Genomic DNA, 25333 nt, shown 5'->3' with positions numbered 1-25333 from the left:
ATCTGGAGGGACCTGGGGGGATTAGACGGGGCCCGGGGGGGTTTGTGGGAGTCCTGGGGGGGGGGGGGGCGGTGGGGAGGCCGGTCGGGGCTCAGCCCGCCCGCCCGCACACGCACCGGCGCCGCCGCCGCGGGGATCGCGGCGACGACGCCGGTGCGTGCCGTATGCGGTTGTCCGGGCCCGTGCCGTCACCCCGAGTCGACGGCGACGGGCGGCTTCACGGGGCCTCGCCCTAGCTTTCCGCCAGGATGTGCGAGAGCTCCTGATCGAGATCGAAGTGCCGGTGCTCCGTGCCGGGCGGCACGGCGGCGTCTGTGCGCTTCAGGAAGGACTCCAGGGCCCGTGCCGGGGCCTCGAGCAGCGCCTCGCCCTCCGGAGAGCTCAGGGCGATGCACACGACGCCCTGGCCGTGGCTGCGGGACGGCCAGACGCGGACGTCGCCGGTACCGGTGGGGCGGTGGAGGCCTTCGGCGAGGAGGTCGCGGGCGAACACCCACTCGACGGTCTCCTCGGCTCCGGTGTGGAAGGTGGCGTGCACGGCGTAGGGGTCGGCCGTGTCGTACCGCAGGCCTGCGGGGACAGGCAGGGAGGACTCGCTCGACACAACGAGGCGCAGGTGCAGCTCGCAGCTGACCGTGGTGTTCATAAGCGCCAGGGCCTTTCGCTCAGTGTGCGCTCGGGGATTCGCACGTCGGCGAAATCGACATGCCACCTACGGTGCCGTTGTAAACCCCTCTGAGTGTTTTGCGTGTGTTTACGTAACTCTTCCGGCCGAGAGGTCGTTCGGGTCGTGCGCCCATTCCGGTGACAGGTTTCGCTCCGGTAGTGTTTGGCCGTATGAACACGGGGAGTGACAAACACGGCGAAGCAGTCGTGGCGGAGGACCGTACGGGGACGGACGAGGCCACGGCCGACCGCGTGCTCGGCTCGCGGGCGCCGGAATTCATCAGGGCGCGCCGCGCCCTCCATCTGAGCTGGCAGGTCGGCGTCTTCATCGTCGGTCTGGCGGTGGTCATCGCCGGCGCGGCCATGCTGGTGCTGCCCGGACCGGGCTGGGTCGTGATCTTCGGCGGCATGGCGATCTGGGCGACCGAGTTCGTCTGGGCCCAGCTGGTCCTGCGCTGGACCAAGCGCAAGGTCACCGAGGCGGCGCAGCGCGCCCTCGATCCCAAGGTGCGGCGTCGGAACATCATCCTGACCTCGATCGGGCTGGTGATCGTGGCCGCGTTGGCGGGGATCTACCTGTGGAAGTTCGGCCTTCAGATGCCCTGGAAGATCGAGGACCAGTGATCCCGGGCGGGGGTCCGGCGTCCCGGCCCCCGCTGGTCACGGGCACCCCCTGACATGGGGTAATGTTCTTCCTGCGTCCGGGCGATTAGCTCAGTGGGAGAGCGCTTCGTTCACACCGAAGAGGTCACTGGTTCGAACCCAGTATCGCCCACCGGATCATCAGGCGGCCCGGCTCACCATCGTGAGCCGGGCCGCTTTGTCGTGCGGGTGTGTCCGGGCGGCCGCGATGCGTGTCCGGGCGGCCGCCTCCCGGGTGCCCGCGCGGCAGGTCCTGGGTGCCCGCGCGGTGAGCCCTGCGGTGCCCGCGCGGTGAGCCCCGCGGTGCCCGCGCGGTGGCTCCTGAGTGTCCGCGCGGGGCGCTCCGGGCCGGCTCTGCCGCCCGCCCCGGCCGGGCGTGCCGCTGTTCCGCTTCCGCCCGTCTTCACCCAACCGTGACCTTCCGTCCCGCCCGCCCCGGCGGCACGGCCGGTGTTCGGCCCGTCGGTCACGCCCCGCCGACCTGGTCGTTTTCCCTCGCTGTCGGCGGTGAGGCCGGAGTCGCGGACTCCGCCGTGCGAGCCCGGCACCCATGAATTCCTGTCCGAATCATTGACGCGCCCCGGGGCCCTCCGTAACTTGTGCCAGCAAGCGCTTACTTGAAACGATTCATGAGGCGGACGCGACGTCGCGGGGAGGCTCATATGCAGCAGGGCGGGAATGTGGAGAGGCGGACGATCCTCAAAGCGGCGGGGGCCTCGCTGGCCGTCGCGGGGCTGGGGGCGACGGCCACCGCGTGCGGCGGCGGCAGCGGCTCGGGGGACGGAACGGTGACGATCCGTTACTCCTGGTGGGGTGCCGAGGACCGGGCCGAACGCATCAACAAGACCATCGCGCTCTTCGAGAAGAAGTACCCGAAGATCAAGGTCAAGACCGACTTCCAGCAGTACACCGACTTCTGGAAGAAGTTCAACACTCAGGCCTCCGGGGGGAATCCGCCGGACGTCTTCCAGAATGCCATCGGATTCCTCCGCAAATACGACGCGAAGAATGTCCTGCTCGACCTGAGTGAGCAGGTCGAGGCCGGAAACCTGTCCATGGACGGATTCCGGGCGGGCCTGGAGAAGTTCGGTGAGATCGACGGCAAGCTCCTCGGAGTGCCGGTGGGTTCGAACTCGATGGCCATCGTCATCGACAAGCCCGTCTACACCCGGGCCGGCGTCAAGCCCGAACAGGGCTGGACCTGGGACGACTTCGACCAGGCGATGAAGGCGATCCGTGACAGGACCGGCCGGGCCGGGGACAGCGGCATGTACGGCGTCATGTACCTCTACGACCTGTACCTGCGCCAGAACGGCAAGGCCTTCTTCACCGAGGACGGACTCGGCTTCACCGAGGCGGACCTGACCCAGTGGTGGACCAAGGCGGAGAAGGGGCTGAAGTCCGGGCTGTTCGCCGACCCGAAGAAGGTCGTCCAGGTCAAGCCCAAGTCGGCGGTCGCCGCGGAGCTCGCGGGCAGCGAATTCACCTGGGACAACTTCACCGTCCGCTACACCTCCGAGGGCAAGAGCGAGTACGGTCTCGCGCCCATCCCCACCACGGACGGCAAGAAGACCGGCCAGTACCTGGGCTCCCTGATGCTCAGCGCCTCCAAGCGCACTCAGCACCCCAAGGAAGTCGCCCAGTTCATCGACTTCATGGTCCACGACCCCGAGGTCGCCAAGATCATGGGCTATGACCGCGGCGTCCCGACGACGCAGGCCCAGTACGACGCGTACCAGCCGACCGACCCGGTCAACAAGGCGATCGCCGCCTACGAGGAGTCCCTCGTCGAGGCGGGCGTCCTGGAGACCATCACCCCGCACCCGAACGGTGCCGACATCTGTGAGGCCGCATTCCTGCGCGTCGCCGAGGAGATGGCGCTCGGAGAGCGGTCCGTCGACGACGCAGTCAAGCAGTTCTTCACCGAGTCGAAGACGGCTCTCGCCGGCTGATGGGAAGCGCCGTGACACACGCCCCTGCGACGGAGGACCTGGTCAAGGACTCCGAGCCGCGGCACGGTCCGGTGAAGTCCCCGCGCCCCGCCGAGCTGAAGCGGCGGGGCCGCCGGGAGAACCTGGCCGGCTACCTCTTCATGTCCCCCTGGATCGCCGGTTTCCTGCTGCTGACGGCAGGACCGATGGTCGCCTCGCTCTACTTCGCGTTCACCGACTACAACCTCTTCGACGCCCCCACGTGGATCGGCCTGGACAACTTCTCCGAGATGTTCGGCGACCCGCGCTGGCGCCACTCGGTCGAGGTGACCCTGTGGTACGTCGCCGTCGGCACGCCGATCAAGCTGATCGCGGCGCTCGGAGTCGCGCTGCTGCTGGCGCAGAAGCGGCGCGGACAGGCCTTCTACCGGGCCGCCTTCTACGCGCCGTCACTGATCGGCGCGAGCGTGTCCATCGCCATCGTCTGGAAGGCGATCTTCTCCGACGACGCGGTCGTCGACCGTACGCAGCAACTCTTCGGGATCGACGCCGGCGGCTGGACCGGTGACCCCGACCTGATCATCTACAGCCTGGTGGCCCTGACCGTCTGGCAGTTCGGCGCCCCCATGGTCATCTTCCTGGCCGGTCTGAAGCAGGTGCCGCGCGAGCTGTACGAGGCGGCCGACGTGGACGGGGCGGGCAGGCTGCGGCAGTTCTGGAACATCACGCTGCCGATGATCTCCCCGGTCCTCTTCTTCAACGTCCTGCTGGAGACCATCCACTCCTTCCAGATCTTCAGCTCGGCCTACATCGTCGGCGGCGGCGCCGGAGGCAACGCCTGCGGTCCCGCGGACGGCACGATGGTCTACACCTGTTACCTGTACGTCCAGGGCTTCGAGAACAGCCGGATGGGCCTCGCCTCCGCCATGGCGTGGATGCTGCTGGTCGCGGTCGCCCTGGTCACCGCCGTGCTGTTCTGGTCCCAGAAGCGCTGGGTGCACTACGAGGAGGGCGGCCGATGAGCGCGCAGGCCACCGATGTCACACCGGCCCCGTCCACCAGGGCGGCCGCGTTCCGGCGCAAGCTGCCCGGGTCGCTCGCCTGGCATCTCGGGTCGCTGGCGATCCTCGCGGTGATCCTCTACCCGGTGCTCTGGGTGATCGGCGGCTCCTTCAAGGAGAGCGGCGACATCGTCGGGAGCCTGGATCTCTTCCCGGCCGATCCGATCGTCTCCAACTACACGAGCCTCGCCGACGGCATCGCGGACATCTCGATCTCCACGTTCTTCTTCAACTCGCTCTTCCTCGCCGTCGGTTCGGTGGTCGGGATCGTGGTGTCCTGCTCCCTGACCGCCTACGCCTTCGCGAAGATCAGGTTCACGGGCCGCAATCTGCTGTTCACGCTGATGATCGGCACGCTGCTGCTGCCGTACCACGTACTGCTGATCCCGCAGTACGTGCTGTTCCGCAACCTGGACATGATCAACACGTACACCCCGCTGCTGCTGGGGAAGTACCTGGCCACGGAGGCGTTCTTCGTCTTCCTGATGGTGCAGTTCATGCGCAACCTGCCCAAGGAACTCGACGAGGCGGCCCGTCTCGACGGCTGCGGGCACTTCCGCATCTACTGGTCGATCGTGCTTCCGCTGTGCCGGCCGGCACTGATCACCAGCGCGATCTTCACCTTCATCAACTCCTGGAACGACTTCATGGGCCCGCTGATCTACCTCAACGAGCCCAGCAAGTACACGGTCTCCCTCGGTCTGAAGATGTTCGTGGACCAGGAAGGGCTGGCGAACTACGGCGGCATGATCGCCATGTCACTCGTCGCCCTGCTGCCCGTACTCGCCTTCTTCCTCGCCTTCCAGCGCTACCTGATCGACGGCATGGCGACGTCCGGTCTGAAGGGCTGAGGTGAACCGATCATGACCGAGGCACGCGCCGAGGCCCGCGCCGAGCGGGGGGAGTCACGGTTCGCCGAGGGGTTCGCCCTGTTCGCCGAGTGCCTGCTCACCGGAGTGTGGATCGCGGTGGCCTCGCTGTCGCTGGTCACCTACCCCGCCGCGTTCGCGGCCGGCGCGCGGCACCTCGGGCGCCGGATCGCCCATGAGCGCGGCGGCTGGCGGGAGTTCACCGCCGACTTCCGGGTGGCGGTGCGCCGCGGGTGGCTCGTCGGGCTCGCCGGGTGGGCCGCCCTGGCCGCGGTCTGGGTGGACGTGCAGGCCGTACGCAGCGGTCTGCCGGGCGGCCCGTTCGTGGGCGCCGTCGGAGTGTCCGCCCTGATCGGCGCGGCCGTGGCCGGGCTGCGCGCGGCGGCGGCCTGGCGGCCCGGCGCCTCCTGGCGCTCCCTGCTCGCGCAGGCCGGTCGCCGCACCGTGCTCGACCCCGCCGGCTCCTTCCTCATCGTCGGCGGGCTGGCCGTCGTGGTCTGCTCCGCCTGGTTCAGCGCGCCGCTGGCGGTCGCCGTCCTCGGCGCCGTCGCGGCGGCGGCCGTCGCCGTGGAGGAGCGCTACCGGCGCCGCTGACGGCGGCGCCCGCCCACCCGCCCGAGCCGGCACGCCGGCGTCGGAGGCTCGGCTGTCATGCCCGTGACAGCGCCCTTACGAGCACCTGACGAGTTCTGAGTCATGTCCGTGAGAGCCCGCCCACGCATTCGGAGCCATGCCCATGGCGGCCCGTCGTACGTCAGTGCCGTGCCCGTGACGGCCCGCCGCACGTGAGCGCCGTGCCCGTGACAGTCCGCCACGCGTCAGAGCCATGCCCTTGACACCCCCCGCATCCGCACGGAACGGAAAGGAAAGGCCATGTCCCCCATCCCCCGCAGGTCCCTCCTCAAGGCGGCGGCCGTCGCCGGCGCCGCCGCCCAGTTCAGCTGGGCACTGGGCGCGAAGTCCGCCCAGGCCGCACCCGCCGCCAAGGACGGCGACGCCGACCCGGTCACCCTGACCTGGCTGGAGGACGGCGGCCTCGGCGCCGCACCCGGCTCCACCGTCGGCGTCCCGTGGCCCAAGGGCACGTACCGGGAGGACCAGACGTTCGCCGTCACGGACGCGGACGGCAAGGCCGTGCCCTCGCAGTCCTGGCCCCTCGCCTACTGGCCGGACGGCTCCCTGAAGTGGACCGCGCACGCCGTCGGCTCGGGCAACGGCGAGCTCACCCTGACCGCCGGCACCCCCGCCGCACCCGCGAAGAAGATCACCGTCGACCAGCGCGGCGGCACCATCGACATATCGACCGGCGCCATCACCGCCAGAATCGGCAAGTCGGGGTCGACACTGATCAAGTCGGTCACCAGAGGCTCCACCGAGATCGCCAGGAACGGCCGCCTCGTCCTGCTGCGCCAGCCCGAGATCGAGGACGGCGACCAGGGCACGGTGAAGTACGAGCGCTTCGACGGCGCCGTCGACGAGGTGAAGGTCGAGCAGGAGGGCCCGGTCCGCGCCGTCGTCCGCATCGACGGCAAGCACCGCAAGGGAGGCCGGAGCTGGCTGCCCTTCTCCATCCGCCTCTACTTCTACGCGGGCGCCGACTCCTTCCGCATGGTGCACACGATCACGTTCGACGGGAAGCAGGAGCCGGGCAAGGCGAGCGGTGACTTCATCCGCGGCCTCGGTGTCCGCTTCACCGTGCCGATGCGCGACGAGTCCTACGACCGGCACATCCGCATCGGCGGCGAGGGCACCGGCCTGCTGCGCGAGGCCGTCAAGGGCATCACCGGCCTGCGCCGCGACCCCGGAGCGGCCGTACAGGCGGCACAGTTCGCGGGGGAGAAGCTGCCCGACCCCGCCACCTGGGACCAGCGCGTCACCACCCGCCTGAAGTACATCCCGGAGTGGGGCGACTACACCCTCTCCCAGCTCTCCGCCGACGGCTTCACCCTGCGCAAGCGCACCAAGAAGGGTCACGGCTGGATCGGCGCCGGCGGCGGCCGGCGCGCCTCCGGCTTCGGCTACGTCGGCGGGGCGAGCGGCGGACTCTCCTTCGGCCTGCGCGACTTCTGGGAGAAGCACCCCGCCCAGCTCGACATCCGCGACGCCCAGACCGACGAGGCCGAGGTCACCCTCTGGCTCTGGTCGCCCGAGGCCCAGCCCATGGACCTGCGCTTCTACCACGACGGCATGGGCCAGGACACCTTCCCCGAGCAGATCGAGGGACTCAACATCACCTACGAGGACTACGAGCCCGGGTTCGGCACCCCCTACGGCATCGCCCGCACCTCGGAGCTGATGTTCTGGGCCAACGCCTCGACACCCAGCGCCGAGACCCTCGCCGAGCAGGTCGAGGCGGTGCGCGTGCTGCCGCAGCTCGCCGCACCGCCGAAGCAGCTCATCAAGGCCGGCGTCTTCGGCCCCGGCCTCTACTCCGAGCCCGACCGCTCCACACCCGCCAAGGCGAAGATCGAGGACCACCTCGACTTCCTCTTCACCTACTACAAGGACCAGGTGGAGCAGCGCCGCTGGTACGGCTTCTGGGACTACGGCGACATCATGCACACCTACGACACCGTCCGGCACCAGTGGCGCTACGACGTCGGCGGCTACGCCTGGGACAACTCCGAGCTCTCGCCCGACCTGTGGCTCTGGTACGCCTACCTGCGCTCCGGCCGCGCCGACATCTTCCGCTTCGCCGAGGCCATGACCCGGCACACCGGCGAGGTCGACGTCTACCACCTCGGCGAATGGGCCGGCCTCGGCACCCGGCACGGCGTCCAGCACTACGCCGACAGCGCCAAGCAGCAGCGCATCGCCAACACCACCTACCGGCGCTACTACTACTTCCTCACCGCCGACGAACGCGTCGGCGACCTCATGCACGCCAACGTCGACTCCGACGAGACGTTCCTCGCCCTCGACCCGCTCCGCAAGATCCGCACCGAGCCCTACACCCCCGACCGCAACGCCCTGTCGGTCGGCTTCGGCACCGACTGGAGCGGCCTGGTCTCGGCGTGGCTGACCGAGTGGGAACGCAAGGGCCCCAAGTGGGAGAAGGCCAAGGCGCGCGTCCTGTCCACGATGGAGACCATCGCCGCCCAGCCCAACGGCTTCGTCCAGGGCAGCGGCCTGTACGACCTGGACACCGGCCGGTTCGCGGTCGCCGACACCCCGAAGGTCGAGGTCTCCCACCTGTCGGCCGTCTTCGGCCTGAACGAACTGTGCGCCGAGCTGATCGACCTCGTCGACATGCCGGAGTTCAACGAGGCGTACTACGACTACTGCCGCTACTTCAACGCCTCCAAGACCGAACAGGCGGCCCGCTACGGCAGCAACTTCGGCAGCCTCATCCTCTTCCAGGGTCACTCGCGCCTCGACGCCTACGCGGCCGTACGGACCGGGGACGAGAAGCTCGCCGCGCGCGCGTGGCAGAAGTTCCACGCCTCCGACGGCTACAAGGAGTCGGCGCCCTGGAAGACGGAGAAGCTGAGCGGCCCCGTCGCGCTGGTGCCGGGCAGCGAGGCGACCTGGGTGTCCACCAACGACACCGCGCTCTACGGCCTCGCCGCCATCGAGAACCTGGCACTCCTCGGCGACAGGATGCCGTGACCGGCACGTGACGGGCGCGGGCTCGGGCACACTCCACAGGTGGACTGGAACCATTACCGATTCCTCAGCCTGTGGGCCCTGCCCGCGCCCGCCCCGGCCGTCTACCGCTCGCTGGAACGGATCGAGGACTACCCCCGCTGGTGGCCCCAGGTGCGCGAGGTCACCCGGTTCGGCGACACCGGCGGGGTCGTCCGGATCCGTTCGCTCCTGCCGTACGACCTGACCACCACCCTGCGCGAGCGGCGGCGCGATCCGGCGGCGGGCGTGCTGGAGGTCGCGATCGACGGAGACATGGAGGGCTGGGCGCGCTGGACGGTCGCCCCGCGCGGCTCCGGCGCCCTCGTCCGGTACGACCAGGAGGTCGACGTACGCAAGCCACTGCTGCGTCGCCTCGCCGTGCCCGGGCGCCCCCTGTTCCGGGCCAACCACCGGCTGATGATGCGGGCGGGGCGGCGCGGACTGGCGGCCCACCTGCAAGCGGTTTGAAGAGAGAGCGCCGGGCCCTGTATTGTTCAGTGCGTTCCCGGGCGATTAGCTCAGTGGGAGAGCGCTTCGTTCACACCGAAGAGGTCACTGGTTCGAACCCAGTATCGCCCACCGGGAAAAGCCGGTCCGCCGCATGGCGGGCCGGCTTCTTCGTGAGGTCACGCCGCCGTCGGCAGGTCCGGCCGCAGCGGCCAGGCCGGGTCCACCGCCTCCTCGGTCCCGTTCAGCGCGAACCACGCCTGGAGTCCCCGTGCCTGCCCCGCGTGCCACACCGCCTGGAGCGAGTGCAGCTCGGCGGCGGACAGACGCTCCAGCCGCGCCGGGAATCGGCGCCCCACCGCCCGCACGACCTCCAGCGCGGCCCGCGCGTCGGCCGCCGCGTCGTGCGCGCCCTCCAGTTCGACGCCGTAGTGCGCGCACAGGTCGGTCAGGGTGCGGCGGCCCTTGCGGTAGCGGTCCAGGTGCTTGTCGAGCACCCGCGGATCCAGCACGTGCAGGGACGTCCGTTCCAGCCAGCGGCCGAGGGAGCAGTCGCGGTGCCGGCGCAACTCCCGGTCCAGCAGCGTGAGGTCGAACGGCGCGTTCATCACCACGAGCGGACGCCCGGCGCGGGCCTGCTCGGCCAGCGCCTCGGCCATCTCCCACATCACCGGCGCCGGCCAGCGGCCGTGGCGCTGCACATGCTCGTCCGTCAGCCCGTGCACGGCCGTCGCCGCCCGCGGCACCGGCACCCCCGGGTTCACCAGCCAGCGGGTCACGCGCGGCCGCAGGCCCGGCGCGTCCTGGACGACGAGGGCGGCCGACACGATCCGGTCGGTCTCGACGTCCACACCCGTCGTCTCCGTGTCGAAGGCGGCCAGCGGCCCCTCGAACCAGCTCGTCATAGGGCACTCAACTCCTCGTCCGGACACGGCCGCTGACGCGCCGTCCTCTGTCCCGGTTCGGTGATACCCGCACTGTTTGCGGCGTACGCCGGAAGGACACAACAGGAGTGAGGGTCTTGCCAGTTCACAGGCCCGCAGCGGGGATTCACCAGTTCTGGAAGGCTGTTGGCCATGGCCATAGCGCAGCCCGAACGGGGCGGGCTGCTGCCCGAGCGCACCGCGCCCACTCGCGGCTCCCTCGCCACCACCGCCTGCATGGAGACCTTGCAGGTCGGCTACCTCCACGCGGTCGCCGCGGCGGCGGGCTGCTCGCTCTCCCAGCCCTTCCCCGACAACGGCATCGACTGGCACGTCAGCCACAGCGCCCCCGGGCACACGGTCGACGACGAGGTCACCATCAAGGTGCAGCTCAAGGCGACGTACCAGATCCCGCCGGGCCCACCCGGCCGCTCCTTCTCCTTCACGCTCGACAACGAGCACCTGGTGAAGCTCGCCCGCACCCCGGTCTCGGTGCACAAGATCCTGGTCGTGATGATCGTCCCCCGGTCCCGGGACCAGTGGCTGCGGGCCGGTCACGACCGGCTCGACCTCAGGCACTGCTGCTACTGGACCAACCTCGCCGGACATCCGGTCACCGGCCGGCGGCGCACCACCGTGCGGATACCGACCGCGCGGATCTTCGACGACCGGGCGCTGTGCGAGATCATGACGCGGGTCGGGACGGGAGGGAAACCATGACGCACCGCCCGACCGGGGAGCCGCTGCCCCACCCCGTCGACAGCGCCGCCTGGAGCGAGGACCACCCGCCCGAGTCCGGCACCGTCGACCCCGCCGTCCTCACCGCCCTGCTCCACCGGCACGGCTGGCGGCGGCGCGGTGGCGCCCCCGGCCGCTACGGCCGCTGGACCCCGCCCGGCCCGGGCGCCGGCGCCACCAGCCTGCTGGTGCCGGTCAGCCGAGCCTTCCCCGACAGCGACGACCTGCTCGGCGAGGCGCTGCTCGCCCTGTCCCGCAGCGGCACGCCCGCCGCCCGCGAGATCCTCGTCTCCCTCGCCGTACCCAGCGACGAGATCCGCTGGGGGCGCGACGTGCCGACCGGTCCCGGCGACACCCCGTCCTGGACCGTGGAGGAGCAGCTGCGCTCCGCCGCCCGCCGGATGCTGCTCGCCGGAGCGCTCGCCACGCGCGCGCGGGCCGGCTACTACGGCGCCCGGCACCGGCGGGCCGCCGCCGAGGCCCTGGAGAACGTCCTGGTCGGACCCGCCTCCGGCGGCCGCCGGCTCACGGCGTTCGTGCCGGTCACCACCGGCCGCCCGCTCGCCGTACGCCTCCACCAGGCGCTGCACGCCGCCCGTGAGGCCGTCGACTACCGGCGGGCCACCGGCGGCATGGAGGCCTTCGACACGGCCGTCGCGGCCGGCGTCAGCCACGAACTCACCGAGGCGCTCGTCACCCTGGTCCGCGGCACGGAGGGAGCGTGGATCGCCGTCGGCTGGGCGCCGGCCGCAGGCGTCCCCGAGGGCTGCGCCGCCGTCACCGAGCCCGTAGGGTTCTCGCCCGGCGACCTGCCCGCGCTGCGCGAGGCCGCCGCCCGCTACCTGAGCGTGGAGCCGTCCGTACCGGTGCGGATCACCGGCACCGTCGTCCGTATGCGCCGGCCCGGACCGCGCGGCGCGGGCACCGTACGGCTGCGGGTGCTGGCCGGCGCCGACGTCCCGCACGTGCGGATCACGCTGGACGAGGAGGCCTACCGGATCGCCGGGCACGCCCACCTCGTCGGGTTGCCGGTGCGGGTGCTCGGCCGGCTGGAGAGCCGGGGCGGATTCCGCCGGCTCACCGGCGCCTGCGAGATCGCTCCCGTACAGGTCGACGACGCGGAGCGGGACCGGCTGCTGAAGGCGGTGCAGGAGCACGTCGAGGTGGCGGCCTTCTTCGAGGAGGCCTGCGCAGGGGACTGCGAGGACTGACCGCCCGGGCCGACGGCGGGAATGATTTCGCGATGCACGGGCCCGGGTCGGTACGATCGCCCTCATGCGTGCGCTTTGGTATGGCGCCGCGGCCCCACCTTCAGTCAGGAGAGACCGGTGTCAGACGTCCGTGTGATCATCCAACGCGATTCCGAGCGGGAAGAACGCGTGGTGACTACGGGCACGACGGCCGCCGAGCTCTTCGCCGGCGAGCGCTCGATCGTCGCCGCCCGCGTGTCCGGTGAGCTCAGGGATCTTTCCTACGAGGTCGAGGACGGCGAGACCGTCGAGGGCGTCGAGATCTCGTCCGAGGACGGCCTGAACATCCTGCGCCACTCCACCGCGCACGTCATGGCGCAGGCCGTGCAGGAGCTGTTCCCCGAGGCCAAGCTGGGCATCGGCCCGCCCGTCAAGGACGGCTTCTACTACGACTTCGACGTCGAGAAGCCCTTCCACCCCGATGACCTCAAGGCCATCGAGAAGAAGATGCAGGAGATCCAGAAGCGCGGCCAGCGCTTCTCGCGCCGCGTCGTCACCGACGACGAGGCCCGCGAGGAGCTCGCCGACGAGCCGTACAAGCTGGAGCTGATCGGCCTCAAGGGCTCCGCGTCGCACGACGACGGCGCGGACGTCGAGGTCGGCGCCGGCGAGCTGACGATCTACGACAACCTGGACGCCAAGACCGGCGAGCTGTGCTGGAAGGACCTCTGCCGCGGTCCCCACCTGCCCACCACCCGCAACATCCCGGCGTTCAAGCTGATGCGCAACGCCGCCGCCTACTGGCGCGGCAGCGAGAAGAACCCGATGCTCCAGCGCATCTACGGCACCGCCTGGCCGACCAAGGACGAGCTGAAGGCGCACCTGGAGTTCCTCGCCGAGGCCGAGAAGCGCGACCACCGCAGGCTCGGCAGCGAGCTGGACCTGTTCTCGATCCCGGAGCAGATCGGCTCGGGCCTCGCCGTCTTCCACCCCAAGGGCGGCGTCATCCGCCGGGTCATGGAGGACTACTCGCGGCGCCGCCACGAGGAGGAGGGCTACGAGTTCGTCTACACCCCGCACGCGACGAAGGGGAAGCTCTTCGAGACCTCGGGCCACCTGGACTGGTACGCCGACGGCATGTACCCGCCCATGCAGCTCGACGAGGGCGTGGACTACTACCTCAAGCCCATGAACTGCCCGATGCACAACCTGATCTTCGACGCGCGCGGCCGCTCGTACCGTGAACTGCCCTTGCGGCTCTTCGAGTTCGGCACGGTCTACCGTTACGAGAAGTCGGGCGTCGTGCACGGCCTGACCCGGGCCCGCGGCTTCACCCAGGACGACGCGCACATCTACTGCACCCGTGAGCAGATGTCGGAGGAGCTCGACAAGACGCTCACCTTCGTGCTGAACCTGCTGCGCGACTACGGACTGACCGACTTCTACCTGGAGCTGTCCACCAAGGACCCGGAGAAGTTCGTCGGCAGCGACGAGGCCTGGGAAGAGGCGACGGAGACGCTGCGCCAGGTCGCCGAGAAGCAGGGCCTGCCCCTGGTCCCGGACCCGGGCGGCGCCGCCTTCTACGGCCCGAAGATCTCCGTCCAGACCAAGGACGCCATCGGCCGCACCTGGCAGATGTCGACCATCCAGCTCGACTTCAACCTGCCGGAGCGCTTCGACCTGGAGTACACGGCCGCGGACGGCAGCAAGACCCGCCCGGTCATGATCCACCGCGCGCTGTTCGGCTCCATCGAGCGCTTCTTCGCGGTGCTCCTGGAGCACTACGCGGGCGCCTTCCCGGCGTGGCTGGCCCCCGTCCAGGCGGTCGGCATCCCGGTGGGTGACGCTCACGTCGAGTACCTGGAGAAGTTCGCCGCGGAGGCCAGGACGAAGGGCCTGCGGGTGGAGGTCGACTCCTCCTCGGACCGTATGCAGAAGAAGATCAGGACGGCCCAGAAGCAGAAGGTCCCGTTCATGATCATCGTGGGTGACGACGACATGAACGCGGGCACGGTCTCCTTCCGCTACCGCGACGGTTCGCAGGAGAACGGCATTCCGCGGGACCAGGCGCTGGCGAAGCTCGCCGACGTGGTGGAGCGCCGTATCCAGGTGTGACGTGCTCCCCGTGATCGCGGGATCGGCCCCCGGGAGGCGCTCCCGGGGGCCCTTTCGGTTCCCGGGCCCCGACGCCATATGCTGCACGCATGACGAGTGAGCCGGAGCAGCAGCTGGGAGTGGGGACGCCGGACGCGTTCCAGCGTCTGTGGACGCCCCACCGGATGGCCTACATCCAGGGCGAGAACAAGCCGAGCGGCCCCGGTGCCGACGACGGCTGCCCCTTCTGCTCGATCCCGGCGAAGTCCGACGAGGACGGACTGATCGTCCGGCGCGGCGAGCTGGTCTACGCGGTGCTCAATCTGTACCCCTACACCGGCGGCCACACCATGGTCGTGCCCTACCGTCATGTCGCCGACTACACGGATCTGACGGAAGGGGAGACCGCGGAGCTCGCGGAACTCACCAAGCAGACCATGACGGTGTTGCGCAGAGCCTCCGGGGCCCACGGTTTCAATGTGGGAATGAACCAGGGCACGGTGGCCGGCGCGGGCATCGCTGCCCACCTTCACCAGCACATCGTGCCCCGGTGGGGCGGTGACTCCAATTTCATGCCCGTCGTCGGCCAGACGCGGGTCTTGCCACAGCTGCTGGGGGACACCCGCACGATGCTGGCGGAGGCGTGGCCCTCCGCCTAGCATCCCGCAGGGCCCCTGCAGCGGGGCCTACGCGTTGTACAGGTCCGCTTTACCCGGCGTGGGATCCTGCACGGCCGTGCTCAGGAACGCCGACCGCGATCCGAACTTCTCCGTGTCCACGCCGTTCTCCTCCAGCACCTTGATCGCCGCCGAGTGCACCACCCGCAGCACCGGCGTGGCCGCCCGCAACGCGTCGTCGGCCATGAAGCGGTGCCGCCACGGCTGGTCCGCCCACGCGTGCCGCAGCCCGAACGGCTCCGGCAGCCCGATCGTGCCGCCGAGCCAGTTCAGCAGCGGCGGATACCAGGTGAGCGGAGCCCGGACGGCGAGCCGGACCACCTCGTTCGCGGTGACCAGGGGGAGCATGACCTTCCGCGTCTCCCACGGCTTGAACGACTTGGCGACCTCCTTCGAGGGGGCCTCCGGCCCGGTGGTGAAGAGCGGGTTCACCGGGCCCAGAGCGTGGCCGGTGACCTCGATGCGCAGCGTCTCGTACAGCACGGTCACGGTGATCAGCATGGTGATGACCAGCTGACCGTCCCACAGCGTCCACTGGACGCCCAGGTAGTGCCGGTCGCCCGCGCTGAACTGCTGCTTGTTGCAGATGTCCTGTATCGCGTGCGGCTTGACCTGGTAGGCCTCGACGTCCGTGCCCTCCGGGCGGGACACCGCCTTGGCGTTCTCACCGATCGGGGTCACCACCCAGTGCCGGATGGACGGCTTCGGGAAACCGCCGGTGTTCAGCGGGCCGCGCTCCAGCATGCGCAGCTGGTCGTGGATGGACCGGACGACGTCCCAGCTGCGGAAGGGGTGGATCTCCCGGGTCGGGTCGGCCGGCACCAGGTCCTCGGCGAGCTGCCAGCTGCCCCAGCGCGTGCCCATGCCGAGTATGCCCTTGGGGCCGGCGTAGAAGACGGAGTTGGACTGCTGCTCGGCGCCGAGCTTGGCCAGGGACTGGCGCAGCTGCTCGGCCGCCGTCTCGCCCGGATTGCTGGGTACCGCCTCCGGCACCTTGGCACCGACGCCGGCGCCCGACAGGAGGCCCGCCCAGCGCTCCCGCAGGTCCTTCGCCGTGCCCTCGCAGATCCGCTTGGCCCAGAACCAGCCGATGACGGGCATCACGACCGCGGCACGTGCGTACCAGGCCCAGAAACCGCCGAAGGGCATCTTGACGAGGAACAGCACGGCCAGCGCGGCTATCGCCACGAGCACCGCGGTGCCCAGGGCACCGGCCTGCTTGTTCTCCGTCTTGGCGACGGTGGTACGGATCTGGAAGCCGATCAGCCAGACCAGCATGCCGGGCAGGAACAGCAGGCCGCACACCACGATCACCATGGACAGCCGGGCGTCGCGCGCCTTGCGGATGCCGTTGGCCGCCAGGCAGTGCTCGACGACCACCTGCGGTTCGGCGCCGAACGACTGGATGAGCGGCTTGCGGCCGCTGCCCAGCATCCGGTCGGCCACCGCGCGGGAGAAGGCCTCGCCGAGGTTGGGACGGAAGATCGTGGCCCAGGACCGTCCCGCGTTGACGGCCGTCTGGTGCCACTCGTTGTCGGCCTTCTTGATCTCCTCCATCGGGTTGTCCCGGTAGGCGGCCGAGGCCAGCGCGAAGGTGGCCGTCTGCCCCCCGTCGTCCGTACGCGGCACCTGCGGCCCGAAGAAGTCCGCGTAACCGCCGTCACCGGTCATTCCCGCCCCCGATCGCCACCACTGTCGTCCTGCGGCCTTCCCGACTTCCCTGCCCCGCACACCTGTTGATCAGGTCATCAGCGTATCCGCCACCACCGACATGCGTCACCGGACCTTCGAAGACGCCCCCCACGCGCGCGGGTTGACCCGCAGGTGCGCCGTCGCGCGCCGGGGGAGCGCGGTTCCGGCGCGGGGGCCCGCACCGGTCTCCGCAGTGCTACGACGCCGCCCGCGGCTCCTCCCGGAGACGTTCCGCGATCTGCGGCGGCATCGGTTCGTGCCGCGCGTAACGGCGGTCGAAGCGCGCGGTGCCGTGCGAGAGGGAGCGCAGGTCCACCGCGTACCGGCCGATCTCGATCTCCGGAACCTCGGCCCGGACCAGGGTCCGCCCGCCGCTCGTCTGCTCGGTGCCGAGCACCTTCCCGCGCCGGCCGGACAGGTCGCTCATCACGGCGCCCACATAGGCGTCACCGACCAGCACGTTCACCTCTGCCACGGGCTCCAGCAGGTGGATCCTCGCCTCGGCCGCGGCCTCCCGCAGCGCCAGCGCGCCGGCCGTCTGGAAGGCGGCGTCGGAGGAGTCCACCGAGTGCGCCTTGCCGTCGAGCAGCGTCACCCGCACGTCGATCAGCGGATGGCCCGCGGCGACGCCCTTGGCGGCCTGCGCGCGTACGCCCTTCTCGACGGACGGGATGAACTGCCGGGGCACCGCGCCTCCGACCACCTTGTCGACGAACTCGATGCCCGAGCCGCCCGGCAGCGGCTCCACCTCGATCTCGCAGATGGCGTACTGCCCGTGCCCGCCGGACTGCTTCACGTGCCGCCCACGCCCGGCCGCCCTGTCCCCGAACGTCTCCCGCAGGGACACCCGGTGGGGTACGACGTCGACCTGGACGCCGTAGCGGCCGCGCAGCCGTTCGAGCGCCACGTCGGCGTGGGCCTCGCCCAGGCACCACAGGACCACCTGGTGCGTGTCCTGGTTCTGCTCCAGGCGCATCGTCGGATCCTCGGCCACCAGCCGCGCCAGCCCCTGGGAGAGCTTGTCCTCGTCGGGTTTGCTGTGCGCCTGGATGGCGAGCGGCAGCAGCGGGTCGGGCATCTCCCACGGGGCCATCAGCAGCGGGTCGTCCTTGGCGGAGAGCGTGTCCCCGGTCTCCGCGCGGCTCAGTTTGGCCACGCACGCCAGGTCACCCGCGATCACGTGCGAGACCGGCCGCTGCTGCTTGCCGAAGGGGGTCGACAGGGCACCGATCCGCTCGTCGACATCGTGGTCCTCGTGGCCGCGGTCGGCCAGCCCGTGCCCGGAGACGTGCACCGTCTGGTCGGCGCGCAGGGTGCCGGAGAAGACGCGGACCAGCGAGATCCGTCCGACGTACGGGTCGGAGGACGTCTTGACGACCTCCGCGACCAGCGACTCGTCGGGATCGCACATCCGCAGCTCGCGCGGGCGGCCGTCAGGCGTCGTCACCTGGGGCGCCGCGCGCTCCAAGGGGGTCGGGAAGCCGCGCGTGACCAGCTCCAGCAGCTCGACCGTGCCGAGCCCCTGCCGGGCGCCCTCGGCCGCGGGGGCGGCGGCCAGTACGGGGAAGAACACCCCGCGCGCCACGGCCCGCTCCAGGTCCTCGATGAGCGTCTTGACGTCCACCTGCTCGCCACCGAGATAGCGCTCCATGAGGGTCTCGTCCTCGCTCTCCGAGATGATCCCCTCGATCAGCATGGAGCGGGCCTCGTCGATCAGCGGCAGTTGCTCCTCGCCCGGCTCGGACTCCTCGCGCTCGCCGGACGCGTAGTCGAACAGCTTCTGCGAGAGCAGCCCGATCAGGCCTGTCACGGGGGCGTGCCCGTCCGGCGCCTGCGGCCCGTGCAGCGGCAGGTACAGCGGCAGGACGGCGTCGGGATCGTCCCCGCCGAAGGCCTCCGCGCAGATCCGCGTCATCTCCTCGAAGTCGGCGCGGGCGGACTCCAGGTGCGTGATCACGATGGCGCGCGGCATACCGACGGCGGCGCACTCGTCCCACACCATGCGGGTCGAACCGTCCACCCCGTCGGAGGCCGAGACGACGAAGAGGGCCGCGTCCGCCGCCCGCAGACCGGCCCTGAGTTCACCGACGAAGTCGGCGTACCCGGGGGTGTCCAGGAGGTTGATCTTGATGCCGTCCCATTCGACCGGCACCAGGGAGAGCTGTACGGAGCGCTGCTGCCGGTGCTCCATCTCGTCGTAGTCCGAGACGCAGCCGCCGTCCTCGACGCGGCCCGCCCGGTTCACCGCTCCCGCCGTCAGCGCGAGAGCTTCCACCAGAGTCGTCTTGCCCGATCCGGAGTGGCCGACCAGCACCACATTCCGTACGGACGTGGGACGGTCGGCCGCCGTTGCCCTTCCGGCGGCTCCGGGGTGGGTGTGTGCCTTGTCGCCCATGTTCCTTGCCTCCCGTACACGGTGAGGTCACTGGGGGGCGCGGACACGCGGGACCGCGTGCACTGGCGGCTCCGGCGACGCCCGCGGTCCTTCGAGCTTTCCACTCCCGTCACGCCGCGTCCATACGACGGCCCCGATCCCGCCGCCCACCGGCCGCCCGGCAAGGGGGGCAGGGTGCCCGTCCGTCGCCCACGCGCGCGCGTGGCTACGATGGGCCAGCCGGTGGCCAGCAGGGGCCGCGGCCACACCGACCGTCGGGAAGGCCATGCTGAACAAGTACGCGCGTGCATTTTTTACGCGTGTCCTCACACCGTTCGCCGCGTTTCTCATCCGCCGGGGCGTCAGCCCCGACGCGGTCACACTGATCGGCACCGCCGGTGTGGTCGCGGGCGCGCTGGTCTTCTACCCCATGGGTGAGTTCTTCTGGGGCACGGTCGTGATCACGCTCTTCGTCTTCTCCGACCTCGTCGACGGCAACATGGCGCGCCAGCTCGGCCGCTCCAGCCGCTGGGGCGCCTTCCTGGACTCCACGCTGGACCGGGTCGCCGACGGCGCGATCTTCGGCGGCTTCGCCCTCTGGTACGCGGCCGGCGGTGACGACATCGTGCTGTGCGCGGTGTCGATCTTCTGCCTGGCCAGCGGCCAGGTGGTGTCGTACACCAAGGCGCGCGGCGAGTCGATCGGCCTGCCGGTCGCCGTCAACGGACTGGTCGAGCGAGCCGAGCGGCTCGTCGTCTCGCTGGTCGCGGCCGGTCTCGCGGGACTGCACGCGTTCGGTGTGCCGGGCATCCAGTACCTGCTGCCGGTCGCCCTGTGGATCGTCGCCGTCGGCAGCCTCGTCACGCTGATCCAGCGCGTCGTCACGGTCCGCCGGGAGGCTGCCGAGGCGGACGCCGCCGCGCAGGAGAACCAGGGCACCGAGGCGGCGAAGTGAGCGCTCGGGACCGGTTGACCGACGCCCTGTACGGAGCCGGGTGGAGCACCGTGAAGAAGCTCCCCGAGCCGGCCGCCGTACGGCTCGGCCGCATCGTCGCGGACATCGCCTGGAAGCAGCGCGGCACGGGCGTACGGCGTCTGGAGAGCAACTACGCGCGCGTGCTGCCGGACGCGGGCCCGGAACGCCTGGCCGCCCTCTCGCGCGCGGGCATGCGCTCGTACCTGCGCTACTGGATGGAGTCCTTCCGGCTCCCCGCCTGGAGCGCCGAGCGGATCAGGGCCGGCTTCGCCGCCAGGGACCTGCACCACCTCACCGACGGCATGGACGCGGGCAAGGGCGTGATCCTCGCCCTCCCGCACCTGGCCAACTGGGACCTCGCCGGGGCCTGGGTCACCACCGGGCTCGGCATCCCCTTCACGACGGTCGCCGAGCGTCTCAAGCCGGAGACCCTCTACGACCGCTTCGTCGCCTATCGCGAGGGTCTCGGCATGGAGGTCCTGCCGCACAGCGGCGGCACGGCGTTCGGGACGCTGGCCCGGCGGCTGCGCGACGGCGGCCTGGTCTGCCTGGTCGCCGACCGCGACCTGTCCGCCTCCGGGGTGGAGGTCGAGTTCTTCGGTGAGACGGCCCGCATGCCGGCCGGTCCCGCCCTGCTCGCCCAGCAGACGGGCGCACTGCTGCTGCCGGTGACGCTCTGGTACGACGACTCGCCCGTCATGCAGGGCCGGGTGCATCCGCCGGTCGAGGTCCCGCGGTCAGGTACGCGGGCCGAGAAGACGTCTGTCATGACACAGGCGCTGGCCGATGCCTTCGCCACGGGGATCGCCGACCACCCGGAGGACTGGCACATGCTCCAGCGTTTGTGGCTGAAGGACCTCGACCCCGCCAAGGCCCCGGCGGCGGCCGACGGGCAGGGCCCGTCGTGAGGATCGGCATCGTCTGCCCGTACTCCTGGGACGTACCGGGCGGCGTCCAGTTCCACATCCGGGACCTGGCCGAGTACTTCATCCGTCTCGGCCACGAGGTCTCCGTGCTCGCCCCCGCCGACGACGACACCCCGCTGCCCCCGTACGTCGTCTCGGCCGGCCGAGCGGTGCCGGTGCCGTACAACGGCTCGGTGGCCCGGCTGAACTTCGGCTTCCTGTCGGCGGCCCGGGTACGGCGCTGGCTGCACGACGGCGCCTTCGACGTCATCCACATCCACGAGCCGACCTCGCCCTCGCTCGGCCTGCTCACCTGCTGGGCGGCGCAGGGCCCGATCGTGGCGACCTTCCACACGTCCAACCCGCGCTCCCGCGCGATGATCGCCGCGTACTCGATCCTCCAGGCCGCCCTGGAGAAGATCAGCGCCCGGATCGCGGTGAGCGAGTACGCCCGCCGCACCCTCGTCGAGCACCTCGGCGGGGACGCGGTGGTCATCCCCAACGGCGTCGACGTCGACTTCTTCGCCGACGCCGAGCCGAAGCCCGAGTGGCAGGGGGACACGATCGGCTTCATAGGGCGCATCGACGAGCCCCGCAAGGGCCTGCCGGTACTGATGCGGGCCCTGCCGAGGATCCTCGCCGCCCGCCCCCGGACCCGGCTGCTGGTCGCCGGGCGCGGCGACGAGAAGGAGGCGGTGGCCTCCCTGCCCGCCGAACTGCGCTCCCGGGTGGAGTTCCTCGGCATGATCAGCGACGAGGACAAGGCCCGCTTCCTGCGCAGCGTCGACCTGTACGTGGCGCCCAACACCGGCGGCGAGAGCTTCGGGATCATCCTCGTCGAGGCCATGTCGGCGGGCGCCCCCGTGCTCGCCGCCGACCTGGACGCGTTCGCCCAGGTCCTGGACCGGGGAGCGGCCGGCGAGCTGTTCCCCAACGAGGACGCCGACGCACTGGCCGACGCGGCGGTGCGGCTGCTGGCGGACCCGGAGCGCCGGGCGGCACTGCGGGAACGGGGCAGCGCGCACGTACGGCGCTTCGACTGGTCCACGGTCGGCGCGGACATCCTGTCGGTCTACGAGACGGTCACGGCGGGCGCGGCGGCGGTGGCGACGGACGACCGGGCGACGGGGTTCAGGGCACGGTTCGGCCTGGCGAGGGACTGAGAACCCGGCCTGCCTCTTCAGCCCGGCTTGTCTCTCCCGCCCGTCCGGCCTCTGCCGCCCGCCCGGCTTCTCCAGCCCGTCCCGCCTCTGCGGCCCGGCCGGCCTCTCGAGCCCCCGGCGACGCCCGCACCGAGGTACCCGGCCGGCCCGGCGGAGCGCTCCCGTAGGGTTGCGGTCCGTGACCGCAACCCTGATCTGGATCCTGGTCGCCCTCGTCGCGATCGGCCTGTACCTGAGCTGGACGGCGGGGCGGCTCGACCGCCTGCACGCCCGGATCGACGCCGCCCGTGCCGCGCTCGACGCGCAGTTGCTGCGCAGGGCGTCCGTGGCCCAGGAACTGGCCACCTCGGGCGTGCTCGACCCGGCGGCCTCCATCGTCCTGTACGAGGCCGCGCACGCCGCCCGGCAGGCCGAGGAGGAGCAGCGCGAGGTGGCCGAGAGCGAGCTGAGCCAGGCCTTGCGGGCCGTGTTCGCCGATCCGCCGCAGGTGGACGCCCTGCGCGCGGCGCCCGGTGGCGAGGAAGCGGCCCACGAGCTGGCCGAGGCCGTACGGCGCGTCCCGATGGCCCGGCGTTTCCACAACGACGCGGTGGGAGCCGCCCGCAGGCTGCGCGAGCACCGGAAGGTCCGCTGGTTCCGTCTCGCCGGACACGCGCCCTTCCCGTTGGCCTTCGAGATGGACGACGAGTCGCCGGCGGCCCTGGTCGACAGGGCGGCTTAGCGGCCCCGGCCGGGCCCCGCGTTCCCCGGCCGGGCCCCGCGTCCCAAAAGGATCCACCGGCTGCCCATTGGCCCTTGCTGTGGCCTGGTCCCTTCGCGTTTCCTCGGAGCTGCAGAAACCCCCTTTCCTTCAGCGAGGTACCCGTGGCCAGCACGCTCTCCGAAAACCAGGCCCCCGAGACCGGCACCGCCCGTGTGAAGCGCGGCATGGCCGAGCAGCTCAAGGGCGGCGTGATCATGGACGTCGTCACGCCGGAGCAGGCGAAGATCGCCGAGGACGCGGGCGCCGTCGCCGTCATGGCCCTGGAGCGGGTCCCGGCCGACATCCGCAAGGACGGCGGCGTGGCCCGTATGTCCGACCCGGACATGATCGAGGGCATCATCGGCGCGGTCTCCATCCCCGTGATGGCCAAGTCCCGCATCGGCCACTTCGTCGAGGCCCAGGTGCTGCAGTCCCTCGGCGTCGACTACATCGACGAGTCCGAGGTCCTCACCCCGGCCGACGAGGTCAACCACAGCGACAAGTTCGCCTTCACCACCCCCTTCGTCTGCGGCGCCACCAACCTGGGCGAGGCCCTGCGCCGGATCGCCGAGGGCGCAGCGATGATCCGCTCCAAGGGCGAGGCCGGCACCGGCAACGTCGTCGAGGCCGTCCGTCACCTGCGCCAGATCAAGAACGAGATCGCCCGGCTGCGCGGCTACGACAACAACGAGCTGTACGCCGCCGCCAAGGAGCTGCGCGCCCCGTACGAGCTGGTCCGGGAAGTCGCCGAGCTCGGCAAGCTCCCGGTGGTCCTCTTCTCCGCCGGCGGCGTGGCCACCCCGGCCGACGCCGCGCTCATGCGCCAGCTCGGCGCCGAGGGCGTCTTCGTGGGCTCCGGCATCTTCAAGTCCGGGGACCCGGCCAAGCGCGCCGCGGCCATCGTGAAGGCGACCACCTTCTACGACGACCCGAAGGTCATCGCGGACGCGTCCCGCAACCTCGGCGAGGCCATGGTCGGCATCAACTGCGACACCCTGCCCGAGACCGAGCGCTACGCCAACCGCGGCTGGTAGGACGAGGGGCCCCGAAGACGTGCGAGACACGAGCGACACCCCCGTCATCGGTGTCCTGGCCCTCCAGGGCGACGTACGCGAGCACCTCGTCGCCCTGGCCGCGGCCGATGCCGTGGCCAGGCCGGTCAGGCGACCGGAAGAGCTCGCCGAGGTGGACGGCCTGGTCCTCCCCGGCGGCGAGTCCACCACCATCTCCAAACTGGCCGTCCTCTTCGGGGTGATGGAGCCCCTCCGCGCGCGCGTGCGGGACGGCCTGCCCGTCTACGGCACCTGCGCCGGCATGATCCTGCTGGCCGACAAGATCCTCGACCCTCGCTCCGGACAGGAGACGGTCGGCGGCATCGACATGATCGTGCGCCGCAACGCCTTCGGACGGCAGAACGAGTCCTTCGAGGCGGCCGTCGGCATCAGGGGCGTCGAGGGCCGTCCCGTGGAGGGCGTCTTCATCCGCGCCCCCTGGGTCGAGTCCGTGGGCGCCGCGGCCGAGGTGCTCGCCGAGCACGACGGTCACATCGTCGCCGTCCGCCAGGGCAACGCCCTGGCCACGTCGTTCCACCCGGAACTGACCGGCGACCACCGCGTGCACCGCCTCTTCGCCGACATGGTGCGCGCGAACCGGGCGGCGGAGTCCTTGTAGGATTCCTGCGTTCGTTCAAAGACGGGTTACGCGAAGGAGACAGGCAGATGTCCGGCCACTCTAAATGGGCCACGACGAAGCACAAGAAGGCCGTGATCGACGCCAAGCGCGGCAAGCTCTTCGCGAAGCTGATCAAGAACATCGAGGTCGCGGCCCGCATGGGTGGTGTCGACATCGACGGCAACCCGACGCTCTACGACGCCATCCAGAAGGCGAAGAAGCAGTCGGTGCCGAACAAGAACATCGACTCCGCGGTCAAGCGCGGCGGCGGCCTCGAGGCCGGCGGCGCCGACTACGAGACGATCATGTACGAGGGCTACGGCCCGAACGGTGTCGCGGTGCTCATCGAGTGCCTCACCGACAACCGCAACCGCGCCGCCTCCGACGTCCGCGTCGCCATGACCCGCAACGGCGGCTCCATGGCCGACCCGGGCTCGGTGTCGTACCTGTTCAACCGCAAGGGCGTCGTGATCGTCCCCAAGGGCGAGCTGAGCGAGGACGACGTCCTCGGCGCCGTCCTGGACGCGGGCGCCGAGGAGGTCAACGACCTCGGTGAGACCTTCGAGGTCCTCAGCGAGGCCACCGACCTGGTCGCGGTCCGCACCGCACTCCAGGACGCCGGCATCGACTACGAGTCCGCCGACGCGAACTTCGTCCCGACCATGCAGATCGAGCTGGACGAGGACGGCGCCCGGAAGATCTTCAAGCTGATCGACGCCCTGGAGGACAGCGACGACGTACAGAACGTCTTCGCCAACTTCGACGTCAGCGACGAGATCATGGAGAAGGTCGACGCGTAGCGCCGCCGCGCACACGACGGTCCGGGGGGGGGGGGGGGGGGGGGGGGGGGCCAGGGGGGGGGGGGGGTTCTGGTTGGGGGGAGGGGGGGTTGGGGGTGGAAAGGCAAACCGTCACTGGCAGAAAAGACGACGGGAGGAGCCCGCA

The 25333-nt window shown here is 70.8% G+C and carries 22 protein-coding genes and 2 tRNA genes; 20 read left to right on the top strand and 4 right to left on the bottom strand.

Features of this window, described 5'->3' with window-relative positions; genetic code table 11:
- Nucleotides 1–232 precede the first annotated feature (232 nt).
- On the bottom strand, nt 233–646 hold the full coding sequence (locus ACZ7G3_RS27045) for an SsgA family sporulation/cell division regulator (RefSeq protein ID WP_004002642.1): 414 nt from the start codon (nt 644–646) through the stop codon (nt 233–235).
- 191 nt (nt 647–837) lie between these two features.
- On the opposite strand from ACZ7G3_RS27045, the gene ACZ7G3_RS27040 reads away from it, so the two are divergent.
- The 9 genes from ACZ7G3_RS27040 (at nt 838) to ACZ7G3_RS27000 (ending at nt 9375) form a co-directional block, all read left to right on the top strand.
- Nucleotides 838–1290 (top strand): TIGR02611 family protein, encoded by a 453-nt coding sequence (locus ACZ7G3_RS27040; protein WP_470928591.1) that lies wholly within the window; start codon nt 838–840, stop codon nt 1288–1290.
- Between the two features lie 79 nt (nt 1291–1369).
- Nucleotides 1370–1441, top strand: a tRNA-Val gene (locus tag ACZ7G3_RS27035).
- A 529-nt stretch (nt 1442–1970) separates the two neighbouring features.
- Complete coding sequence (locus tag ACZ7G3_RS27030) at nt 1971–3260, top strand: ABC transporter substrate-binding protein (protein WP_426600817.1); 1290 nt, start codon at nt 1971–1973, stop codon at nt 3258–3260.
- Nucleotides 3260–4261 carry a carbohydrate ABC transporter permease gene (locus tag ACZ7G3_RS27025; protein WP_426600816.1) on the top strand — a complete coding sequence of 334 codons (1002 nt, stop codon included), beginning with the start codon at nt 3260–3262 and terminating at the stop codon, nt 4259–4261. The genes ACZ7G3_RS27030 and ACZ7G3_RS27025 overlap by 1 nt, the downstream gene beginning before the upstream one ends.
- The gene (locus ACZ7G3_RS27020; RefSeq protein ID WP_426600815.1) at nt 4258–5151 is read left to right on the top strand and encodes a carbohydrate ABC transporter permease; all 894 of its coding nucleotides are present in this window, start codon (nt 4258–4260) and stop codon (nt 5149–5151) included. Before ACZ7G3_RS27025 ends, ACZ7G3_RS27020 begins: the two co-directional genes overlap by 4 nt.
- Nucleotides 5152–5163: 12 nt before the next feature.
- Nucleotides 5164–5763 (top strand): hypothetical protein, encoded by a 600-nt coding sequence (locus tag ACZ7G3_RS27015; protein ID WP_470928590.1) that lies wholly within the window; start codon nt 5164–5166, stop codon nt 5761–5763.
- A 279-nt stretch (nt 5764–6042) separates the two neighbouring features.
- The gene (locus ACZ7G3_RS27010; RefSeq protein WP_470928589.1) at nt 6043–8778 is read left to right on the top strand and encodes an exo-rhamnogalacturonan lyase family protein; all 2736 of its coding nucleotides are present in this window, start codon (nt 6043–6045) and stop codon (nt 8776–8778) included.
- A 39-nt stretch (nt 8779–8817) separates the two neighbouring features.
- Nucleotides 8818–9264, top strand: coding sequence for an SRPBCC family protein (locus ACZ7G3_RS27005; protein WP_470928588.1), 447 nt, complete (start codon nt 8818–8820; stop codon nt 9262–9264).
- 39 nt (nt 9265–9303) lie between these two features.
- Nucleotides 9304–9375, top strand: a tRNA-Val gene (locus ACZ7G3_RS27000).
- A gap of 47 nt (nt 9376–9422) precedes the next feature.
- Here the strand turns inward: ACZ7G3_RS27000 and ACZ7G3_RS26995 are convergent.
- Nucleotides 9423–10148: a 3'-5' exonuclease gene (locus ACZ7G3_RS26995; RefSeq protein WP_426600811.1), complete on the bottom strand. Its 726-nt coding sequence runs from the start codon at nt 10146–10148 to the stop codon at nt 9423–9425.
- Between the two features lie 171 nt (nt 10149–10319).
- Between ACZ7G3_RS26995 and ACZ7G3_RS26990 the strand changes: the two genes are divergently transcribed.
- From ACZ7G3_RS26990 to ACZ7G3_RS26975, 4 genes are all read left to right on the top strand, one after another.
- Nucleotides 10320–10886, top strand: a complete 567-nt coding sequence (locus tag ACZ7G3_RS26990; RefSeq protein WP_426600810.1) for a DUF4365 domain-containing protein — start codon at nt 10320–10322, stop codon at nt 10884–10886.
- Nucleotides 10883–12115, top strand: coding sequence for a hypothetical protein (locus ACZ7G3_RS26985; protein ID WP_470928587.1), 1233 nt, complete (start codon nt 10883–10885; stop codon nt 12113–12115). The genes ACZ7G3_RS26990 and ACZ7G3_RS26985 overlap by 4 nt, the downstream gene beginning before the upstream one ends.
- A 117-nt stretch (nt 12116–12232) precedes the next feature.
- Nucleotides 12233–14209: a threonine--tRNA ligase gene (gene thrS, locus ACZ7G3_RS26980; protein WP_470928586.1), complete on the top strand. Its 1977-nt coding sequence runs from the start codon at nt 12233–12235 to the stop codon at nt 14207–14209.
- 89 nt (nt 14210–14298) lie between these two features.
- A complete protein-coding gene (locus ACZ7G3_RS26975; protein ID WP_470928585.1) occupies nt 14299–14847 on the top strand; it encodes an HIT family protein in 549 nt (182 codons plus the stop codon).
- Nucleotides 14848–14874: 27 nt separating this feature from the next.
- Here the strand turns inward: ACZ7G3_RS26975 and ACZ7G3_RS26970 are convergent, their stop codons facing one another.
- The gene (locus tag ACZ7G3_RS26970; protein ID WP_470928584.1) at nt 14875–16536 is read right to left on the bottom strand and encodes a hypothetical protein; all 1662 of its coding nucleotides are present in this window, start codon (nt 16534–16536) and stop codon (nt 14875–14877) included.
- 217 nt (nt 16537–16753) lie between these two features.
- Nucleotides 16754–18952, bottom strand: a complete 2199-nt coding sequence (locus ACZ7G3_RS26965) for an elongation factor G-like protein EF-G2 (protein WP_426600805.1) — start codon at nt 18950–18952, stop codon at nt 16754–16756.
- A 265-nt stretch (nt 18953–19217) separates the two neighbouring features.
- On the opposite strand from ACZ7G3_RS26965, the gene pgsA reads away from it, so the two are divergent.
- The 7 genes from pgsA (at nt 19218) to ACZ7G3_RS26930 (ending at nt 25188) form a co-directional block, all read left to right on the top strand.
- Nucleotides 19218–19886 (top strand): phosphatidylinositol phosphate synthase, encoded by a 669-nt coding sequence (pgsA, locus tag ACZ7G3_RS26960; RefSeq protein ID WP_426600804.1) that lies wholly within the window; start codon nt 19218–19220, stop codon nt 19884–19886.
- Entirely contained in the window at nt 19883–20815 is a 933-nt protein-coding gene (locus ACZ7G3_RS26955) for a phosphatidylinositol mannoside acyltransferase (RefSeq protein WP_470928583.1), read from the top strand. Before pgsA ends, ACZ7G3_RS26955 begins: the two co-directional genes overlap by 4 nt.
- Nucleotides 20812–21975 carry a glycosyltransferase family 4 protein gene (locus tag ACZ7G3_RS26950; protein ID WP_470928582.1) on the top strand — a complete coding sequence of 388 codons (1164 nt, stop codon included), beginning with the start codon at nt 20812–20814 and terminating at the stop codon, nt 21973–21975. Before ACZ7G3_RS26955 ends, ACZ7G3_RS26950 begins: the two co-directional genes overlap by 4 nt.
- A 178-nt stretch (nt 21976–22153) precedes the next feature.
- Entirely contained in the window at nt 22154–22696 is a 543-nt protein-coding gene (locus ACZ7G3_RS26945; protein ID WP_426600801.1) for a LemA family protein, read from the top strand.
- 143 nt (nt 22697–22839) lie between these two features.
- Nucleotides 22840–23751, top strand: a complete 912-nt coding sequence (gene pdxS / locus ACZ7G3_RS26940; RefSeq protein WP_470928581.1) for a pyridoxal 5'-phosphate synthase lyase subunit PdxS — start codon at nt 22840–22842, stop codon at nt 23749–23751.
- A gap of 19 nt (nt 23752–23770) precedes the next feature.
- Nucleotides 23771–24388, top strand: a complete 618-nt coding sequence (gene pdxT, locus ACZ7G3_RS26935; RefSeq protein WP_426600799.1) for a pyridoxal 5'-phosphate synthase glutaminase subunit PdxT — start codon at nt 23771–23773, stop codon at nt 24386–24388.
- Nucleotides 24389–24435: 47 nt separating this feature from the next.
- On the top strand, nt 24436–25188 hold the full coding sequence (locus tag ACZ7G3_RS26930; protein ID WP_426600798.1) for a YebC/PmpR family DNA-binding transcriptional regulator: 753 nt from the start codon (nt 24436–24438) through the stop codon (nt 25186–25188).
- Nucleotides 25189–25333: the final 145 nt, after the last annotated feature.

It is taken from the genome of Streptomyces sp. NPDC037271, from assembly GCF_055603605.1.
This window is presented reverse-complemented; position numbering and strand designations above follow the sequence as displayed.

Coding starts and splice junctions, on each gene's coding strand:
- ACZ7G3_RS27045 (WP_004002642.1), bottom strand. CDS start 646: ATGAACACCACGGTCAGCTGCGAGCTGCACCTGCGCCTCGTTGTGTCG.
- ACZ7G3_RS27040 (WP_470928591.1), top strand. CDS start 838: ATGAACACGGGGAGTGACAAACACGGCGAAGCAGTCGTGGCGGAGGAC.
- ACZ7G3_RS27030 (WP_426600817.1), top strand. CDS start 1,971: ATGCAGCAGGGCGGGAATGTGGAGAGGCGGACGATCCTCAAAGCGGCG.
- ACZ7G3_RS27025 (WP_426600816.1), top strand. CDS start 3,260: ATGGGAAGCGCCGTGACACACGCCCCTGCGACGGAGGACCTGGTCAAG.
- ACZ7G3_RS27020 (WP_426600815.1), top strand. CDS start 4,258: ATGAGCGCGCAGGCCACCGATGTCACACCGGCCCCGTCCACCAGGGCG.
- ACZ7G3_RS27015 (WP_470928590.1), top strand. CDS start 5,164: ATGACCGAGGCACGCGCCGAGGCCCGCGCCGAGCGGGGGGAGTCACGG.
- ACZ7G3_RS27010 (WP_470928589.1), top strand. CDS start 6,043: ATGTCCCCCATCCCCCGCAGGTCCCTCCTCAAGGCGGCGGCCGTCGCC.
- ACZ7G3_RS26995 (WP_426600811.1), bottom strand. CDS start 10,148: ATGACGAGCTGGTTCGAGGGGCCGCTGGCCGCCTTCGACACGGAGACG.
- ACZ7G3_RS26990 (WP_426600810.1), top strand. CDS start 10,320: ATGGCCATAGCGCAGCCCGAACGGGGCGGGCTGCTGCCCGAGCGCACC.
- ACZ7G3_RS26985 (WP_470928587.1), top strand. CDS start 10,883: ATGACGCACCGCCCGACCGGGGAGCCGCTGCCCCACCCCGTCGACAGC.
- ACZ7G3_RS26975 (WP_470928585.1), top strand. CDS start 14,299: ATGACGAGTGAGCCGGAGCAGCAGCTGGGAGTGGGGACGCCGGACGCG.
- ACZ7G3_RS26970 (WP_470928584.1), bottom strand. CDS start 16,536: ATGACCGGTGACGGCGGTTACGCGGACTTCTTCGGGCCGCAGGTGCCG.
- ACZ7G3_RS26965 (WP_426600805.1), bottom strand. CDS start 18,952: ATGGGCGACAAGGCACACACCCACCCCGGAGCCGCCGGAAGGGCAACG.
- pgsA (WP_426600804.1), top strand. CDS start 19,218: ATGCTGAACAAGTACGCGCGTGCATTTTTTACGCGTGTCCTCACACCG.
- ACZ7G3_RS26930 (WP_426600798.1), top strand. CDS start 24,436: ATGTCCGGCCACTCTAAATGGGCCACGACGAAGCACAAGAAGGCCGTG.